This window comes from Desulfocurvibacter africanus subsp. africanus DSM 2603 (genome assembly GCF_000422545.1).
GTDB lineage: Bacteria > Desulfobacterota > Desulfovibrionia > Desulfovibrionales > Desulfovibrionaceae > Desulfocurvibacter > Desulfocurvibacter africanus.
On sequence record NZ_AULZ01000019.1, the window covers coordinates 19880 to 36905 of the forward strand.

A 17026-nucleotide genomic window follows, 5' to 3' on the forward strand; every position below is an offset into this window, starting at 1 on the left:
GCTAGTCCTGCCCCACGATGCGGCCGTCGCGCAGCTCGATGACGCGATCCACGAGGCCCGAGCCCAGCACCAGCGGGTCATGGCTGGCCAAGAGGAGGGTCAGGCCCTCGGCCTTGAGCCTGGCCAGGAAGCCCAGCAGCTCCTCGGCCAGGGCCGTGTCCAGGTGCGCGGTGGGCTCGTCGGCGATGAGCACCCGCGGCGTATTGACGAGCGCCCGGGCCAGGGCTGCGCGCTGTTTCTCGCCGCCCGAGAGTAGCTCCACCCTCTGCCCGGCCTTGGCCGTCATGCCGAAGCGCTCCAGGAGTGCCTCCGCTCGCAGGCGGGCCGTCTTGTGACCCTCGGCGCGCGGATAGGTGGGCAGGAGGATGTTCTCCAGCAGCGACAGGCCGCGTATGAGGTTGAAGCCCTGGAACATGAAACCGAACGTGCCCCGCCGCACCTGGGCCATGAAGCGTTCGGGCAGGCTCGTGATCTCGCTCCCGTCCAGGAGGATGCGGCCGCTGGTGGGCCTGGCCATGCAGCCGATGAGCGACAGGAGTGTCGTCTTGCCCGAGCCGCTGGGCCCCTTGAACGCCGTGGCTTTGCCCCGCGCCAGGCTCAGGCGTAAGCCCTTGAGCGCCTCGAAGGCGTCCGGCCGGCCCTGGTTGAAGATTTTGCGAACGTCCCGCACGTCGATGAAATCGGGCCCATCCATCCGGCCCAGCGGGCAGGGCAAGGCGGGTCCGCCAAGCAGAGTCAGGGAGTCGGGCGCATCAAGCGCGTGGGCTACGTCGGGCATTTCGTGCATGTGGGCCTCTCAGGCGTGCCGCATGGCCGCATCCGGGTCCGCGATGGCCGCTCGCCAGACCGGGACCAGGGTGATCAGGGTGTAGGGCAGCACGGTGAGCAGAAAGAGGCTGGCCAGTTGCGTGGCGTCCAGCGCCGGCCTGAGTTCGAAGCGCGGGTAGAGCACGGCCCAGCCCTTGAGGGCGTGCTCGAACAGGGCCGCCGAGGCCAGGAAAACGTGGGCCCAGGCCGCGAGGACGCCGAGCAGGAAGGCGCTCAGTGACACGGCCAGCCCTTCCCAGAGCTTGGCGCATAATACGTGGCTCGTGTCCCAGCCCACGGCCTTGAGCACGCCGATCTCGGCCCGCTCCTCGGCCGACAGGCCGGCGGCTCTGTCCCAGGCGAAGATGAGGAAGGCCAGCAGGCTGCCCGCGAGCAGGACCAGCATGTACCCGCCCTTCCAGTCAAAGGCCGCGGCATAGGTGCGCAACATCTCCTCGCGCAGGATGGGCCGGCTGTCCGGGTAGAGGCGCACGATCTTCTCGGCGATGACTTGGCTCTCGCCCGCGTTGCGCACCGTCAGGGCCAAGTCCGTGGCCATGCCAAAGGGCATGCCGAACAGCAGGCGGAAGGCGCTCTCGGAAATGACGATCAGGTCGGACGAGACGAGTTCGGTGGATGCGTCGAGTGTCCCGGCCACGGCGAGCACGAACGGGCCGCCGTCGTGGCCGCGAAAAATGAGCTTGCCCTGTCCTGCTCCGGGCCAGGTGCGGGCGACTCCCGCGCCGATGAGGACCTGGCCGTCGCCATGGGCGAAGTCCCGCCTGGCCAGCACCGTGTAGTTGGCCCCGGAGGCCGGGTTATAATAGTAGCCCCAGAGCCTGGGCTCCACCGCGCGCACGCCGGGGATCGCGCGCAGATCCTCCATGCGCCGCTCCGGGACATGCTCGTGGCGGCCGGCCAGCATGCGCTGCACGACCATCTCGGGCGCCTCGGCCAGCAGTTCGGCGGCCTCGCGCTTCATGGCCTGAGTGAAGAAGAGCGCCGAGGCCAGGCTGAAGATAACCAGGGCGTAGGCCAGCAGGAGCACGCCATTCTTGGCCTTGCGCCTGGCCAGGGAGGCCAGCGTGTAGTCGAGGAAATTCCTCTGTTGCTCAATCCAGCGCATGGTGCCTCGCCCATAGCCGGATCGGGGGACGCACCAGGGCGCCGGACGGGAACTGGTCCAGGGCCGCCGGGTGGTTCTGGAACGCCGAGTGCAGGTCCGCCTGGCTGGGATGCCGCGTGTACCTGGCCTCGGTGAACAGGCACAGGTCCGTGAGGCCGAGTTCCCCGACGAGCGCCCTGCCGCGCTCCCGCGCCTGCTGCTGCTCGCCCCATGGCAAGCCTTGGCCCGCGGCCAGGCAAACGCCGAGCATGATCAGCCCCGCGAGCTGGAGTAGGAGGAATGCATGACACCTGCGCACGGAGGTTCTCCCGTGAATATGGGTGGATGGGGGCTGTGGCGGGCCGCTCGGGCAGCCCGCCGCGGGCCTGGGGCCTAGCTCCGGGGAGCCTCGGCCTGTTTCATCCGTTTGGCCTTGCGCCGTTCGCGGATCATGCGCGTGTCCTCGTGCATGTCCTCGAAGGAGGCCTTGATGGCCTCGTCGAAGGTAGCCATCTGGCCCCCGTTCTCCTGCATGTACTCCCTGGCGGCCTTGTCGTCGGCGAAGGCCCACTTGGCCCGCGCGGACATGACGCCGGGCTTGCTGCCGCCCACGACCCACACGGCCTTCTCGGCGTCGATCAGCTGCCGGGTGGCATGGTCGCCAACCATGATCCGAGCAGGGGCCTTGTCGATGTTCACAACCAGGTCGATGGCCACGCAATGCAGGGAGCACGCGGCGTATACGCTCCCGTCGTCGTACTGCACGAGCATGCGCGAGTGGGCGAACTTCTCCCGGCTCATGCCGCACAGAGGGCAGGAGGGATGCAGCTTGTAGTCGGCCTCGCCCCGGCCCACCTCGGCCACGGCCTTGTCAAAGATAAGTGTCCCATGGGCTCGGCTCAGCTTGTGTTCGTACGCGTCGCCACATTTTTTAAGGCAGGCGGCGTCTTGGCCGCAGTGCTCGGCGCAGACGTCGAATTCCTGCCGAAGAAACGCGGCTTGCGCGGTCCATTTGTCCTTGAGGTCGGCGGGAACTTCGTACGCCTCTCCCGTTCCGATGGCAGGCAGGTCTGTCGGGATGAGCACGGACATGGCCAAGGCCGCACACAGCATCATGAGCGCTAATCGCATGGTATCTCCGGGATTTGGGAATTCGGTTGCCTTGATTGCCTCAAGCTTGCGTCTCCAGTCGTGGTGTCGGTGATGCATACGTTCCGACATGGATTGCCGATCTCACGCCGCATTGTTTACCATACTAGAAAAACGTGCTCGCGCAAGGGCAATCATGGAGACTTGCTGGGCGCGCGGGTACATCCGCGCCGCGCTGCAAGGCCCGCCTATTCCACCAGGAGGTTGTCGGCTCGAAAATCGCCCACCACCACACTTACCCGGTCTCCCTTCTGAATGCGTCGCGCGGGGTTGGCGAACATGATGTAGTAGATTCGCCCCTCCTTCATTTCGGCCGAGGTCTGTCGCAAGGAGCCGATTTTCGGCGGAGCGGGCACGATGTGGACGGCGCCGCTCTTCAGGTCGATGAGTTGGGGCTTGATACGCCGATCGCCCAAAGGCTTGGCCTTTTCGGCATCGAGCACCCGGTAGCGGAAGTCGAGCATGTATCCGTGGGCGCTGTGGCGCAGGGCCACCACCTCCACGCCCCAGTGCGACGCGAGGTCGTCGGCAAGGCCTTGGGGCAGGTCCGGCCTGGGCATGTCGGCGTACAAGCCGCTGGCCGGCGCTACGGCAGGCTCCGCCCTCTCGCCGGCTGCGCCCGTGTAAAGGCCGGAACACCCGGCCAGGACAAGACCCAGCATGGAGAAGGTCAGGCAGAGAACGGCTTTGCAACGAGGGCTGCGCTGCTCAGGCATATTCGATTCTCCGGTTCTGTTGACTTCGTTTAGATGCGCCTAGGCCCGCGCCATACCGTCTGACGGCATGGCGCGGGCCGCGAGGACTGCGGTCCGACCTTGACCAGGGCCCTACTGCACGGACAGGTGAGTGAAGAAGCCACCCAGTCCCGGCATCGTGTTGTTGACCAGGTGCAGCCGCCGATCCAGAAGCGTGAGCCGCCCCCCCTCGGCAGGCAGGTCCAGCAGCGCATCAAGGGTCTTCAAGGGCGCAAGCTCCAGGGTGAAGCATTTCTGGGCATGGGGCAGCAGATTGGCATCCATGCCGACCACGCTCACATACCCGCCCAGGAGCGAGGGAGCCTGCATGTCATATCCCGCATTGAGCAGGCGGAGCAGGGCCTTGCCGCCCGCATAGCCGATCAGCGGGGGCTGGCTGTCGGAGGTATACGGCTCGCCATTGATGAGGAAGTATCTCGGAGCATAGCCGATAGTGCTCGGCACGGCCGATGTGCCGTACGTGCCGTTGGCCACGGCGTCATGCATCTCGGGATCTATCTCACTGAACAGAAGGACGAGCTCGCTGTCGTAGGCCACGCCCGCGTAAGCCTGGCCGGCGGCCGCGTTTTTCTTAGCCGCGCCGTACAAGCCCATCTGCACCTGCACGGCCGAATGCGTGCCGCTCATGTACAGGTAGGTGCCCGGCCGCACGTTGTTGAACGTGTACAGGTACGCCTTGTTGGGATAGGCCATGCGCTCGAAAGAGATGGCCCGCGGTTTGCCGTCCCCATAGACGTCGGCCATTATCGGCGTCATCCCGGTGGCCCGCAGTCCGGGAATGACGATGGACGTCGGCTCGGGAAGCCTGTTCACCAGGCGAATGCGCAGTTGCGTCTGGTCCGGCGGAACCTCGATGACCGGACCGGGCGACGAGTATTGCCCCGGAGCAAGCCCGTAGCCCCACATGGCCACCTGCCGGCCGTCCGGCATGGTCTTGGTGTAGGCGCCGGCGTAGAGCGTGACGTCGATGGCCAAGGCCTGGCCTGCGGCGAGCGCCACGAGCAGAGCCGAGGCCAGGAGCAGACTCAAGCGTCTGGCAAGTTTTTTCATGGCTACCACCCTCTCGTCAGTATAAGTTTTGCTCGATCTCGACGCCCTCGGGCTCGACGATCATCATGCTCATCATGCCACCCGGGAAGATGTCGTTGTTGGTCATCTCCTTTTCGTTGTGCGAGTGGAACATGAAGGCAAGCCCGTTGTTCACGTTGAAGCCGCCCTCGCCGGGGGGGAGTTGGCCCATGGCGCCCAGGAATGGGCTGCCGCTGTACATGAAGCCGAAGGTCAGGTCCTTCTGGTCGGGCAGGGTCACCGGGAAGGGCGCGCCATGGTAGGTTGCGGTCACGTTCGCGCCGATGACCCACCGCAGGGCCGTGGTGCCCTCCAGGCCGCGCTTGAGGATGTGGAACCCGACATTGCCGTTGATCAGCCCGTTGTTCCTGCGCCGCAGGATGACTACCTCGCGCTCGCCGGATTCCAGCGATGCTCCGGTCCAGATGACGGCGCGGAACTGGCGGTTCTGGGGCATGCTCTCGGCCAGGGCGGGAGGCACGGTCAGGACCGTTTGCGCGGGCGTGAGCACCCGGGCCAGAGTCCCGCTTCCAAAGGACTCGTAGTCCTTCATGGCGTCGGTGATGGCGTGGTCGTGCACGTCCCAGCCGAGCTCGGCGCCCTTCCAGGGATCGAAAATCACATCCAGGGTGCCGCCGGGCATGATGGTCTGCGTGAAGCGGGACACTCCGAGGTCGGGCCCTGCGTCTGGAGCGCTCGCCAGGAGCATGCCGTCGCGGGCGACCAGGAGGCCGTTGTTGCCGTGATGGTGGAACGGGTGCGGATCGCGGCCGCCGCCGACCACGCGCAGGAGCATCTTCTCGTTGGGATGCATCCTGGGCGCGCAGTTGTATGGTTGGCTGGGCAGCCAGGGCACGCCGGCATCGGACCAGACGTCCGGCGAAGTACGGCCGTTATAGAACCAGTAGTACGGGAAGTAGGTCGTCTGATCCACCAGCTGATTCTGGCCGAACTCCACCAGCTCATGGATGCGGTAGTCCATCTCGCTGTGGAAGTAGAGGTACTCGTGGTCGTATTCCACGCCCGGATAGGCTATGCGGTTGTTAACCGGATCGAAGTCCACCGGCCGGACGATGAGCGTGCCCGAGAGGCCCATCTCGATCTGCAGGGCCGGGTTGGAGCCGCTCTGGTAGATGAAGGTGCCGGGCTTGTCGGCCACGAAGCTGTAGCTGACGGTGCCGTTGGGTGCGGCCTCCCTGGTGATGGGCCCCTCGGTTCCGCCCGTGGCCGTGACCTGGAAGCCAGGAATGACGATGGACACCGGCTCATTCAGGGAGTTGTCCAGGTTGATTTGAACGGTCTGCCCCTGACGCACGATGAGCGTGGGGCCGGGGTACTGCATGTACCCGGCCTGGTCACCGAACCCCCACACGTAGATGGCGTTGCCTTCTCCGGTGTAGATATAACCGTCGCTCGCCCGCAGGTTGAATGTGTTGCCGGGTATGCCGTCGATCTTGGCCTGGGCGGTCCCGCACAGAAGCAGCAGGAGCGCCGCAAGCGCGGTCAGGTGCATGAGTGGTGCGCGCTGTGTGTTCATGTTTATCCTCCCCTTATTCGATGCGGATTTCGGTCATCATGCCGCCGAAGTCCTGCTTGTCGTTGCTCAGGAGATACATGTCGGCAGCGTGGAGGAAGTATGTCCCGGGAGGGACGCCCCTGGTGTCGATGATGATGTCCATGGCCTGGCCGCCGCCAAGGGTCACGGAGTTGGTCTTGTAGTAGAGGTTCTCGCCCGTCGCGCTACGCAGGAGCTTGGAGTCGATGCCGACCACGGTCATGGGCAGGCTCAAGGACTGCAACGTCCAGAAGTGCGTGATATTCAGGTTGATGAGCCTGAGAAGGATCTTTTGGGGCCGCGTGGCCTTGATCAGGGCGTTCATGGGCTGGCCGTTATAAGCTTCGTAGGGCGCGGGCGGGTTGTTGACGAGCGCCGCCTCGATCACCGTGTCCGGGTATCCGCGGCCGTTGAGGGTGGTGTAATTGTCCTTCATCTCCGCGAAGGGCAGGGGCTGGGTTTCCTCGCTGGCATCGTGGAAAGCCGGGTCGAAGCCGCCCATCATGATGGGATACTCGACGTCATAGCGCGTCGAGCCGTCCCCGTCGTTGTAGACGTACTTGTGGCCGACCAGGGGATCGTCCAGGCTCGGATTGAGGTTGTAGTCGGGATTGGCGTGCCTGTGGCTGCCGAGCATGGTTCCGCCTGGCAGACGGTTCTGGGCCGGACGTACATAGAGGTTGCCCAACATGCCCATCTGCATGTGCTCCACGGCCTCGATGTGGCAGTGGTACATGAAGGTCCCGGGCTCGACCACGTTGTAGTAGTAGGTCAGGCTGGACATCATGTTGATGCCGAAGCTCGATTCAGGCAGGCCATCGAAGACGCTCGCGGCCTGCGGGAATCCGTGCCAGTGCACGGAGTGCGGGTCGAAGAGGTCGGGCCGGTTGACCATGCCCACGTTGGTCAGGGTCAGGTAGAACTCGTCGCCCTCGTCCACGGCGATGGTCGGAGCCGGGAAGACCATCTTCATCTGCATGTTGTTGATGGCATCCTCCGGCGCCATGCCCGTGGCGTCGGCGAACCCGAAAATGTACTGGGATTTGCCGTCGGCCATGATCGTGTACCCGTCACCCGCCGCCAAGTGCATGCAGCGCACCTGCCTATTGGGATCAGGCGTGTCCTCCGGGTCCAGGAGGTCGGCGTCTCCATTGCCGTCGCCCGGACATTGGACGTGCACGGCCGCATGGGCGGCCACGGCCATCTGCAGGAGCAGCAGCGCTGCTACAAGGATGGCCATGTACCTAGGTTCAGAACGGTTTCTCATGGGCTTCTCCTCGTGTGCCCTCCTGCCGGGTGCCATCCCGGCAGGAGGGGGCCTGTGAGTTGAGTTTCTCAATGCTTCTTCAGTCGGTATCCTCGTTCGCTCCCTGGCGCCCGCACGGCTGCTAGGGTTTCAGGTGGTAGCCTCCTGCGCCTTCGGTCAGCGGATGGAAGCGGGCCGAGATATTGTTGCCGCCCTCATCGATGACCACCGAGAACAGGAGCTCATTGAAGTACTCCTTCGCAAACAGCGGGTCCGTGGACACGTTGCCCTCGCCCGGGTAGGCCGAGGCGTCAGTCAGGATACAGTTCTGCGGGTGCAGGGCGTAGCCCAGGCCACCGGCGACCTCCAGGTCGTGGAAGCCCATTAACTCGAGCTGGCCGGTGCCGATGGCGGTATTCATCCTGAAGGAGCGGTTCTCCCAGATGATGTTCTCGCTCAGCAGCGGGTCTACGTAGGCCTGGCCGCTGGCATCGGCGAGAGCCGTGCTGAGCGGGTGGCTTACGATGCCCGCTCCTTGTGGGTTGGACGTGGTCTGGCCAGGCAGGAATGCGGCCCTGGACGTAGCGGTGGAGTCATTGTGCGCGATGGTGTTGTGCACGACCTCCACGTTCACCGCGTTCTGCAGGGAGATGCCGCCGCCGTCGTACGCAGCCACGTTGTTGACGATGATGTTGTCGGCGATGCTCAGCTTCCAGGGCGTGGAAAGGGCATCGACGCCGTTGATGTCCACGGCCCTGATGCCGCCGCCGGAGAAGGACCCGGCCAGGTTGCCCTGGATCAGGTTGCCCAGGATGCTCACGTCGCCGGAGCCGTCGCCCTGCGGGTCCGCGATGGCCTCGCCCGCCACGAAGATACCGCCGCCCGCGCCGCCGACCTGGCCGCCGAAGAAGATCTCGTTGAACAGGATCTTGTTGTTCTTGATCGAGCCATTATCCGAAAGGCCCAAGTGGCAGACGCCGCCGCCGTTCCAGGAGGCGAAGTTGCCCGCGATGCGGTTGTTCTCCAGGGCGTAATTGCTGGCGCCGCCGTAGATCACCACGCCACCGCCGCCGAAAGCCCGGCCGGAGTTCTTGACGATCTTGTTGTAGCGGATTGCCATGTTCGGGTTGGTGCGCTGGCTGTCGGGGATGCCCGCGACGATGCCGCCGCCCCGGACGCCCTGGTTGCCGGTGATGATGTTGTTGCTGATGCGCAGGTAATGCCCCAGGTCGGGCACCGAGATGCCGCCGCCCGAGATGGAGCCGGTGATATGGAAGCCGTCGATGAGGCGCTGATTGACGAGCGGCCTTGTGCCGGTGGTCCGGTAGGCGTTGCTCAGGACCAGGAAGCCGGGCATCTCGATGGGTTTGAACGACAGGGCCAGGGGCTTGCCGTTGCCGATGTCGACGATCTCGCCCGCCTGCACCAGGGCCGCGACCTTGGCGTGCCAGTCGGCCAGCTTGTCCAGCGGATCCGGGTACGGGTAGATCTGCGTGGAATGGCCGCCGAAGCCCTGCAACTGGACGTTCTTGTAGACGATGGGCGACTCCTCGTAGACGCCCGGGCGCACGATGATCAGCGTCCCCTCGGCTGCTACGTCGATGGCCCTCTGGATGGGCCCGCGGCCGTCCACGTAGGGGCCCTCGCCGACATAGACGATCTTCTGCCTGGGAGCGACGTGCACGGTCACGCCCAGCTCGGACCACTTGCCGTTGTCGCCGCGCTGCACGGCGAGCTGCCCCGTGGACAATCCGGTCAGGGTCGGCGCTCTGACCTCGATGAGGTCGTTGCTCCAGTTCCTGACCTCCAACTGGACCCCGCCGATGGTGACCTGGCCGCTGGTCCAGCCGAAACCGAAGTCGCGCAGGATGGTCTTGGGCTCGTCCGCCTCTTCGGGGCGGTCAGAGCTGTCGGGATTGGCGACGTATGTGTCGCCAGCCGAGGTGATGAACAGGCTTGCGCCGTTGAATCGCAGCACGGGGCCGGTCTGATTGGGTCCCGTGACCATCTCGATGACCGGGGTGCCGTCCTCGGGCTCGACGTCCACGCCGAAGTTCGGGTAGCCCACGTGGGCGCCCACCGGCAGGATCGGTGTGTCGAGGTAGCTCGACCGGCCGGCGTAGTACATGAAGGTCCAGGCCATCTGGCTATAGTCGGGATCGTAATGCGGATCCAAGGTCTTCGCGCCGTTCGCGCCGGCCAGCCAAGGATGGTTCAGGAAAACGGTCAGCATCTGGGGCGAGATGCCCATGGGTGAAGGCACGTTGTTGGTGTAGGTGGAAGGCACGAGGGCGTTGTACGCGCCGAACTCGTCGGTGTACGTGCGCGCGACCTCGTTTCCGGTCCAGTCGCGGAAGGAGATGGGAATCCACTTGGGAGAGGGCTTCTCGCCGTAGATCGGGCTCGTGGAGTCGAACTCCGCGCCCAGGTCGTTGTTCACGAAGCCCACGGCGCGCGCGGCCTTGGGCACCATGGTGAAGAAGTGGAAGTTGGCGGCCGCGTTGAGCGGGCCTCCGACGCGCAGTTGCTTGGCGTCGCACAGGGGCCGCGTGTCGCCGGCGAACGGCGCACTGATGAGGTCGCCCTCGTCAATGCCGAGCAGGGGATAAAGGCCAAGCCCGCCCCCGGTCTGCATGCTCAGGAAGGGAGGCACCTCGCGCTTCTCGCCGACGCAGACGGGCGAGCCTATGGGGGCGGCGAGGGCCATCATGGACGGCTCGAACTCGTCGCCGAAATCGACGTTCTTGTCCTCTTCCTTCTGCAGGATGTAGCCCTTGGGGGCCGCGGCCTGCACGATGTAGTAGCCGGCCGTGAGCGCCACCGGCTCGACGGTCGCGACGTCCACGTTGGCCATGCCCGTCGGGAAGTGATCGTTGAAGGCGTATCCGCCGTCGAACAGGCCTGGGCGCACCTGGTTCCACACGCCGAAGTTGTCGATGCACGTCCCATCGGGCATGGGCGCGCCGTCCACGATGGGCATGGGCCGGCCCCAGATGCAGTCCTCGGGCAGATTGTCGTCGAAGCTGTCGGAGTAGACGATCTGCACGGCGTCGCCGTAGTCGAAAACGCCGGCGGTACCGTTGTCGATATCCTCGCCGCCGAGACCGGGGAAGTTGCCCTGAGGGTAGTTGTCCACGTCGGCCAGGGTGGGCTTGCCGTCCCCGTCCAGGTCATCAATGATGCCGTCGTTGTTGGCATCCTTGTAGAGAGCCACCTGCACGCGGGGTATGCCCGGCTCCCAGGTGTCGCCCACGGCGAACTGAGGATCATCTTCCGCCCTGGTGTAAGCGTAGAAGATCATGCCGGAGAGGCCGCCGTTCTCCCTGGCCAGGTAGTTGTTCTTGCCCCAGTCGATGCGGTTGTACTGGCCCAGGAAGGCCTGCATGGCCTGGGTAAGCACAGGCCCCGTCTCGGTGCGGTAGAACGTGCCGTCCGCCTGCACCTGCGGGGTGCGCTTGGCGTCGTAGGGGAACTCGTCGATGGGCGGGACCGCGCCGCCGAAGTCGACCACGGCGGTCATGCCCGTGGCCTTGTAGCGGGCGAAGTCCACCTCGACCACGAGGAACTTGAAGAACGGGAAGACCTGGGTGAAGGCGTAGTCGCCCTGGGGCCCCGTGGTCTGGGCCTGGTAGATGGAGCCGTCGCGGTAGCGGATGTTGACCGCCTGGTCGGACATGCCCCGCTCGCCAGGATCCTTGAACCCGTTCAGGTTCGTGTCGAAGAACACGAAACCTTCGAGCTCGCCGAACCATTTGTTGTTGAGGATATCCAGGGAAGCCAGTTGCGCTGGCGGGTTGCCGATGTTGTTGACCCCCGGATTGACCACGATAGTCTGGAAGCCGAACAAGGCGCCCAGATCCTGGTCCCAGGTCACCAGCTCGTAGGTGCCGGCCGGGATGTTGCTGAAATTGAAATAGGAGCGCTCGATACCGTCCGCGTCCGCGCCGGTGGTGCACTGCTGGACGATGAGGCCATCGCCGGTTGCTGGGTCGTTGAGGCCGACCCAGCAACCCGGAACCGCCGTACCCTTGTGGAAGCCCTGCAGGAAGGGCGGCTGGGCGAAGTGGTTGTAGTTGACCTCGCCGAAGATGGAGGCCTGCTGATCAGCGGGCGTGGCTGGGATGCCGCCGTTGGCAGCGCTCCAGGGCAGCTCGTCGGGGCTCACGAAACCGAAGAAGACGTGCCACGTGCCCGTGCCGAAACCCTCGACGAACACGCGCGGCTCCCGGGCCTTGACCCAGGCATCGATGGTCGGCGTGCCCTCGATGGTGCTGGTCTGGATCCAGTCTCCCGACTGGCCGGCCGGAGCGATGGCGCGCAGGCCGTACTTGCCGGGAACCAGAAACTGGATGAGCGCCTCACCCTGGGAATCCGTCGTGATATAGCCCGGGCCGATCACGTCCACTTCCCATGTGTCGCCGACCTTCTTGTAAGTCGTGCCCAGCGGGTTGCCGAAGGCGTCATTGACCTGCTGGCCGGCGGTGTCATCCAGCAGGATCTTGAAGCCAGCCAGCCCCGGCTCAGCCGCATCGGGCGCGTTGTTGATCGGCGCGTTGTCGTTGAAGACAAAGATGGATATCTGCGCCGTGGGCAGCGGATATTTGTGGACCACTACCGTGACTTCGGTCTGCCCGGCCGTCACGGTCTTGCCACCCATGGAGTAGCCCGTATAGGGCTGCACGGAGACCACGTAAGGCGTGCCGCTGTCGACATCCACGCTCACGCTGCTGCCGTTCTCCTCGCCAGTTTCCACAACCGTCGCATGGCTCTTATGGATGGAGGTGCCGATGGTTGGATAAGCAGGCGCTCCGGGCTCTGTCTGCACCGTGTTGTCTTCCTCGATCAGCCAGCGGAAGCCGGTCACGGGAAGTCCGGCATCATCTTCTATGTTAATGGTTAGTGCCGCCGATGCTATGCCCGCTGACAATAGCGCACCTATCAATACGATACAGAAGAGAAGTGCTCTAAAATTCAGCACTCCCAATCGTTGCCCAAAACCCATGCCCTCCATCGCACCACCTCCTGGTTGGAAAGACTAACACCACAAATATCTGTTATAATGCGCCTATAATATTATTTAACATAAGTATTCTTAGGTTTATCCAATACATAAATTCCCGTTAACGTCCTATATAAAGGTCATTTCCGTTTCTTCGCAGCAAGTCTGGCGTGCCAGCCTGGCTTATTGAATTCAGCTGATTATTTAACTGAGAGCTTCCCCTCCAACGATCATGCAAGGCACCCCGCATCAACCCTTTCCCACTTCCTACTTGAAACGTAGATCAATTAGAGGCTAGAAGCACAATTATGAAAGCCATGCGTAAATTCTCATGTGACCGGGGAATCCACGCGGAAAAGATGTGCGCATGCACTGAGGTCTTCTTTGCCATGGCATGTACATTTTGCAGGATTGTTCCGCCGGGTAATTGTTTCCTGGGAAGGCGCAATCACCGGCACATGATCTTCAACAAGGATGAGAAACTGGTGCACCATGTCAGTTGTGCGGTAAAAAATTACGCTCACGCAATCTTGAACTGCGCACTTCGCATGCTCGCCTATTGCCTGGCGATCTTCCAATCATGTCACGGGCTGTCATTCCAAGCACAAACCCCCTCGCGGAGGCATCGCATGAGCAAAGGACTGTTTCTCGTCCTGGCCCTACTGATCGTCAGCACACCCGGCCCGGCCTCGGGCGGCGAGTGTGCTTCCTCGACCCCATCCAAGCGAGACAAGTGTCCGGTCTGCGGCATGTTCGTTTACAAGTATCCCGACTGGACAGCACGGGTATGCTTCAAGAATGGGAAGGTGGCATACTTCGACGGCGCTAAGGACATGTTCAAGTATCTGCTCGACCTGGCTAAATATGCTCCGGGCATGGGTCGGGACGATGTGGCGGCGGCATACGTCACCGAGTACTACGACCTGGCTCCACTGGATGCCTCCAGGGCGTTCTTCGTCTTGGACAGCGACGTCCTGGGACCCATGGGCAGGGAGTTGATCCCCCTCATGACGCGAGAGGCGGCCGAGACGTTTCGGCGAGACCACAAGGGCAAGAGGATCACCCTGTTTCAAGAGGTGACTCCAGCCCTGCTGAGGGAACTGGATTAGAACTCCAGCCCTTGTGTCGGACCACCGCGCCCTGGCCTGAACCAAGCGGGCTTCCCGAATAAGCCCATGTCGGATGGCCTGACCGGCTTCAGGCACGTGCGGTGGCCATTCCTCGGCCGGCCATTGCTCGTGAAGATCTGTTCGGAAGGAGGGACGGCGAGGCCTCTTTCATGCGGATCGTCTCTATACGGGGTACGAATGGTACGGGGACTGCGTGATCATTTTGGCCCTATTAGAGCAGATTGCTTTTAAGACGCCCGCTCCGGCGTTGACGGCGCAAGTGAATTGCGCCTACGCCGAAGCTAGCAGCAAGCCATGCTAACGCATGGCTTGCAGAGCATTTTCAAAAGCAAAATGCTCTATAAAAAAACAAAGGCAGAGCCTTGCCGGCTCTGCCTCACTTCTCGCTCAAGGTCAGACTGCGCTTAGGCCGTCTGCCTCCGGCGGACGAAGCCCATCAGGCCCAGGCCGGCGCCGAGAAGAACCATGGTGCAGGGCTCCGGGATGGGAGCAATGTCGGTTCCTTCGGTCGCATAGGCCACATTCAGGATATCGAACGCATAATGGCCGTCGCGCGCGTTACCCAACATGCCGGACGTATCATAGAAGTTGCCCGAGTCGTCGCCAATGGCGAAATCCCTGGTGAAGTACTGCTGTCCTTCCCTGACGAAACCGTCCGCCAGATTGGTGCCTACAGGAAGGTTGTCGTACTGCATCAGACTGACGAAGTAGATGCCCGGATCCAGCAGGGCCGTGAAGTAGTCATCCCAGTACTGGCCGGACACGCTGTCCATTTCAACTTCGGGATAGTATCCATCCAGACTGATATCAAGCAGGACCCCGGCTGAATTGAAAAGAGCCAGCACCGGGTCAAATCCACCGCGAGCGATGATGTTGCCTGCGGCATCTGTTCCGCCGGCATAGGAATAAGTCTTGAGAGTCACATCGCTTTGTGTATCAAGCCTGAATGAGAACATCTGCACATCGTCATCATACACGAAGTTGCCAGCAAAGGAATAATTCAAAGCAAAGGCCGAGCCATAGCTAAGAATGACGAACACAAAAGCGGCGAGCAGTACCCCTGATCTTTTCATAGCCTCCTCACTCCATTGTCGTTATGTCGTTCTGCATCCTGCCCGCTTAGAGCAAATAACCGTCCATAACGGGAATACTATATGATAATGGCATATTAAGATGATTGATGGGCTGGCGCTCACGGTGAGATGTAAAGGCGACCGACATGGCTTATCCAGAAAGGTTTGTCCTTTCGGCTATATAAAACTGTAAAACCCGCCGACAGTGTCGTATTTCCTTTCCCTCAGGCCCTCACTCTGTTCCTTGGAAACCGCCCGATCGAGAGTCGTGCATGCGCACGCGCATCCCGCGATTCGTGTGCACAAATCTTTTTGCATGCGCACCAATTCCGGTTTCCGCGGCATCTCCAAAATCCCTGACGAGCAATCCCAAATCTCAGAAACTTAATAGTAATTGCAGTCCATTGCGGCCTTGACTATCGGCCGCGCTAGAACGGCCCATGCCGTGGCCGCGATCCTCGGTCTTTCGGCCACCTGGGTGCCCAGGATCGCCGAAGCGCTCACGGACCATTCCATCAGGTTTGTCCACCTCTGCTTGGTTGAGAGCACACTGACTGTGACCACGAGATATTGGCCCTGGGAGGTTTACAACGCGCCGAAGGCATCAATTTTGGATTGGCTCTAAACGAGGAAGGTTACAGGCTCCCGCTTACGGCCGTGTCAAGCACATCCGCCAGCCTGTGAGTAAGGGCTTCTCTCGAAAAAAATGATATCCCAGAGCATGCGGACTGAGGTTTTGTCCTGATGGTCGATAACAAGTACTCAAGCTTCGTTTGTATATCTTCAACCGAATCAGGATCCGCAAAGGTTGCATTTGGGTAGTTTTCTGCGATGATTGTTTTGGTCTCTCCGTCTGGAGCAATGGCAAAGATATGATTTCCTGTTGCCATGTATTCAAAAGTCTTTCCTGGTATAATCTTATGTGAATCTCTAAGATTGCTGAGAGTCAAAAGAAGAACGTCTGCATTGAGTGCCATGTTGATTATAGTCTCATGAGAAAGATAGCCGGTGATTTCAACGTCGATGCAGGATTTCAGAGCCGATATGTGTTGGAGTTCGTTTCCAACGATGCGTCCAACAATCCTCAGCCTGAGCTGGTCGGCAAGTTCAGGTTTCAGCTTGGCAATATTCAGGAGCGCGGTGGAAAACTTTTCAAGTGATGTCGCTTTCCAGATGGTCCCGGTATAGACGATTTCCAGCTTATCCTTTGCAGCAAAGTTGCCTGTTGAGCAGAAGTCATCCAGGTCAAAGCCATTGGTGATCGAAATCCCCCTGCTTGGATCAACCGAAGGGTATTTGGCACAAATGGAATCGATATAGCTCTGGGTTGCTGCAGTGAATAGATTGCAGTTTGCGACAACGTATTCCTCGAGGAACTTGTCAACCTTACAGGCAATGGGGCTTTTAATGCTGTTTTCAAAATTAGTACGCGTGAATGACCACTCATCCCTAAAATCAATAATTACGGGTAACTTGAACTTATTAGCTATGAATACGGTTGGTACCAGCGTTGAAAAGGGAGGTGCGGAGGAAAAAACGCAATCGATCTGATTCTGTTTTAGAAGTTTGACGAGGTGAATCGAGAGATTCGGCCACCATAGCACTTGAACATCGGGTAGGAGAAATGTGTTTGCCAGGTTCTTCAATTTTGACCGAACCAGGGAAGCGAATTTGTTCCCATTGCCTGAAGATACATATTGCTTGACCGCGTACGGAGGTTCCAGGGTGGCGGCCTTGTGGATAATTGTATCTGGTGGGATATCCTTGAGCAGACTCCTGTCCAGCAAAGGAACTGAAGAATTGGCCACCGTAAGTACAATTGGCTCCCACCCGAATTTCGGTAGATATTTGACAAACTTCGCGACACGTTGAACACCTGCGCCCCCTGCAGGGGGGAAGATGTAGGTAACAATGAGAACCCTTTTGGACATGGAGGATTGCTCCCTGGGGGCTTTAGGTTCCTGAAGCAAGCTCATGACAAGAGATGTATACGCTGTAGTTCATGCAGCAAGGTGATGATAATCGTATGCAGACATGCACACATGGAAATTGCTACCCTGTTAGATAGCGTTATATCAGGATTGATATGGCAGGATGGTCAAGCATTTTATGCCCTTGTCAGCTTAAGAAATCAAATGT

At 61.3% G+C, this 17026-nt stretch carries 12 protein-coding genes; 1 reads left to right on the forward strand and 11 read right to left on the reverse strand.

The features are described 5' to 3' along the window. Position 1 precedes the first annotated feature (1 nt). From H585_RS0113480 to H585_RS0113520, 9 genes are all read right to left on the reverse strand, one after another. Positions 2 to 787 carry an ABC transporter ATP-binding protein gene (locus H585_RS0113480; protein WP_211221628.1) on the reverse strand — a complete coding sequence of 262 codons (786 nt, stop codon included), beginning with the start codon at positions 785 to 787 and terminating at the stop codon, positions 2 to 4. 9 nt (positions 788 to 796) lie between these two features. Beyond that, complete coding sequence (locus H585_RS0113485) at positions 797 to 1933, reverse strand: ABC transporter permease (RefSeq protein WP_027368200.1); 1137 nt, start codon at positions 1931 to 1933, stop codon at positions 797 to 799. Next, positions 1920 to 2231 (reverse strand): hypothetical protein, encoded by a 312-nt coding sequence (locus H585_RS21495; RefSeq protein ID WP_169432902.1) that lies wholly within the window; start codon positions 2229 to 2231, stop codon positions 1920 to 1922. Before H585_RS21495 ends, H585_RS0113485 begins: the two co-directional genes overlap by 14 nt. A 74-nt stretch (positions 2232 to 2305) precedes the next feature. Beyond that, the gene (locus H585_RS22195) at positions 2306 to 3043 is read right to left on the reverse strand and encodes a nitrous oxide reductase accessory protein NosL (protein WP_211221629.1); all 738 of its coding nucleotides are present in this window, start codon (positions 3041 to 3043) and stop codon (positions 2306 to 2308) included. 206 nt (positions 3044 to 3249) lie between these two features. After that, positions 3250 to 3777, reverse strand: coding sequence for a hypothetical protein (locus H585_RS22200; RefSeq protein ID WP_051183134.1), 528 nt, complete (start codon positions 3775 to 3777; stop codon positions 3250 to 3252). Positions 3778 to 3888: 111 nt separating this feature from the next. Beyond that, positions 3889 to 4866, reverse strand: a complete 978-nt coding sequence (locus H585_RS0113505) for a multicopper oxidase domain-containing protein (protein WP_027368201.1) — start codon at positions 4864 to 4866, stop codon at positions 3889 to 3891. A gap of 16 nt (positions 4867 to 4882) precedes the next feature. Then, positions 4883 to 6421 (reverse strand): multicopper oxidase domain-containing protein, encoded by a 1539-nt coding sequence (locus H585_RS22205; protein WP_051183135.1) that lies wholly within the window; start codon positions 6419 to 6421, stop codon positions 4883 to 4885. A 13-nt stretch (positions 6422 to 6434) separates the two neighbouring features. After that, positions 6435 to 7706, reverse strand: a complete 1272-nt coding sequence (locus H585_RS0113515) for a multicopper oxidase domain-containing protein (RefSeq protein WP_161628427.1) — start codon at positions 7704 to 7706, stop codon at positions 6435 to 6437. Positions 7707 to 7827: 121 nt separating this feature from the next. Then, positions 7828 to 12549: an SdrD B-like domain-containing protein gene (locus tag H585_RS0113520; RefSeq protein ID WP_027368203.1), complete on the reverse strand. Its 4722-nt coding sequence runs from the start codon at positions 12547 to 12549 to the stop codon at positions 7828 to 7830. A 764-nt stretch (positions 12550 to 13313) separates the two neighbouring features. Between H585_RS0113520 and H585_RS0113525 the strand changes: the two genes are divergently transcribed. Then, positions 13314 to 13793 carry a nitrous oxide reductase accessory protein NosL gene (locus tag H585_RS0113525; RefSeq protein WP_027368204.1) on the forward strand — a complete coding sequence of 160 codons (480 nt, stop codon included), beginning with the start codon at positions 13314 to 13316 and terminating at the stop codon, positions 13791 to 13793. 425 nt (positions 13794 to 14218) lie between these two features. Here the strand turns inward: H585_RS0113525 and H585_RS0113530 are convergent, their stop codons facing one another. Both H585_RS0113530 and H585_RS0113540 read right to left on the reverse strand, forming a co-directional pair. Continuing rightward, positions 14219 to 14887, reverse strand: coding sequence for a DVUA0089 family protein (locus H585_RS0113530; protein WP_027368205.1), 669 nt, complete (start codon positions 14885 to 14887; stop codon positions 14219 to 14221). Positions 14888 to 15522: 635 nt separating this feature from the next. Then, positions 15523 to 16818, reverse strand: coding sequence for a glycosyltransferase (locus H585_RS0113540; RefSeq protein ID WP_027368207.1), 1296 nt, complete (start codon positions 16816 to 16818; stop codon positions 15523 to 15525). Positions 16819 to 17026: the final 208 nt, after the last annotated feature.

What these genes read in the sequence shown, in the direction of transcription:
- H585_RS22195 (WP_211221629.1), bottom strand. Translation starts at nt 3,043, where the DNA reads ATGCGATTAGCGCTCATGATGCTGTGTGCGGCCTTGGCCATGTCCGTG.
- H585_RS0113480 (WP_211221628.1), bottom strand. Translation starts at nt 787, where the DNA reads ATGCACGAAATGCCCGACGTAGCCCACGCGCTTGATGCGCCCGACTCC.
- H585_RS0113530 (WP_027368205.1), bottom strand. Translation starts at nt 14,887, where the DNA reads ATGAAAAGATCAGGGGTACTGCTCGCCGCTTTTGTGTTCGTCATTCTT.
- H585_RS22200 (WP_051183134.1), bottom strand. Translation starts at nt 3,777, where the DNA reads ATGCCTGAGCAGCGCAGCCCTCGTTGCAAAGCCGTTCTCTGCCTGACC.
- H585_RS0113540 (WP_027368207.1), bottom strand. Translation starts at nt 16,818, where the DNA reads ATGTCCAAAAGGGTTCTCATTGTTACCTACATCTTCCCCCCTGCAGGG.
- H585_RS0113485 (WP_027368200.1), bottom strand. Translation starts at nt 1,933, where the DNA reads ATGCGCTGGATTGAGCAACAGAGGAATTTCCTCGACTACACGCTGGCC.
- H585_RS0113525 (WP_027368204.1), top strand. Translation starts at nt 13,314, where the DNA reads ATGAGCAAAGGACTGTTTCTCGTCCTGGCCCTACTGATCGTCAGCACA.
- H585_RS0113515 (WP_161628427.1), bottom strand. Translation starts at nt 7,706, where the DNA reads ATGAGAAACCGTTCTGAACCTAGGTACATGGCCATCCTTGTAGCAGCG.
- H585_RS22205 (WP_051183135.1), bottom strand. Translation starts at nt 6,421, where the DNA reads ATGAACACACAGCGCGCACCACTCATGCACCTGACCGCGCTTGCGGCG.
- H585_RS0113505 (WP_027368201.1), bottom strand. Translation starts at nt 4,866, where the DNA reads ATGAAAAAACTTGCCAGACGCTTGAGTCTGCTCCTGGCCTCGGCTCTG.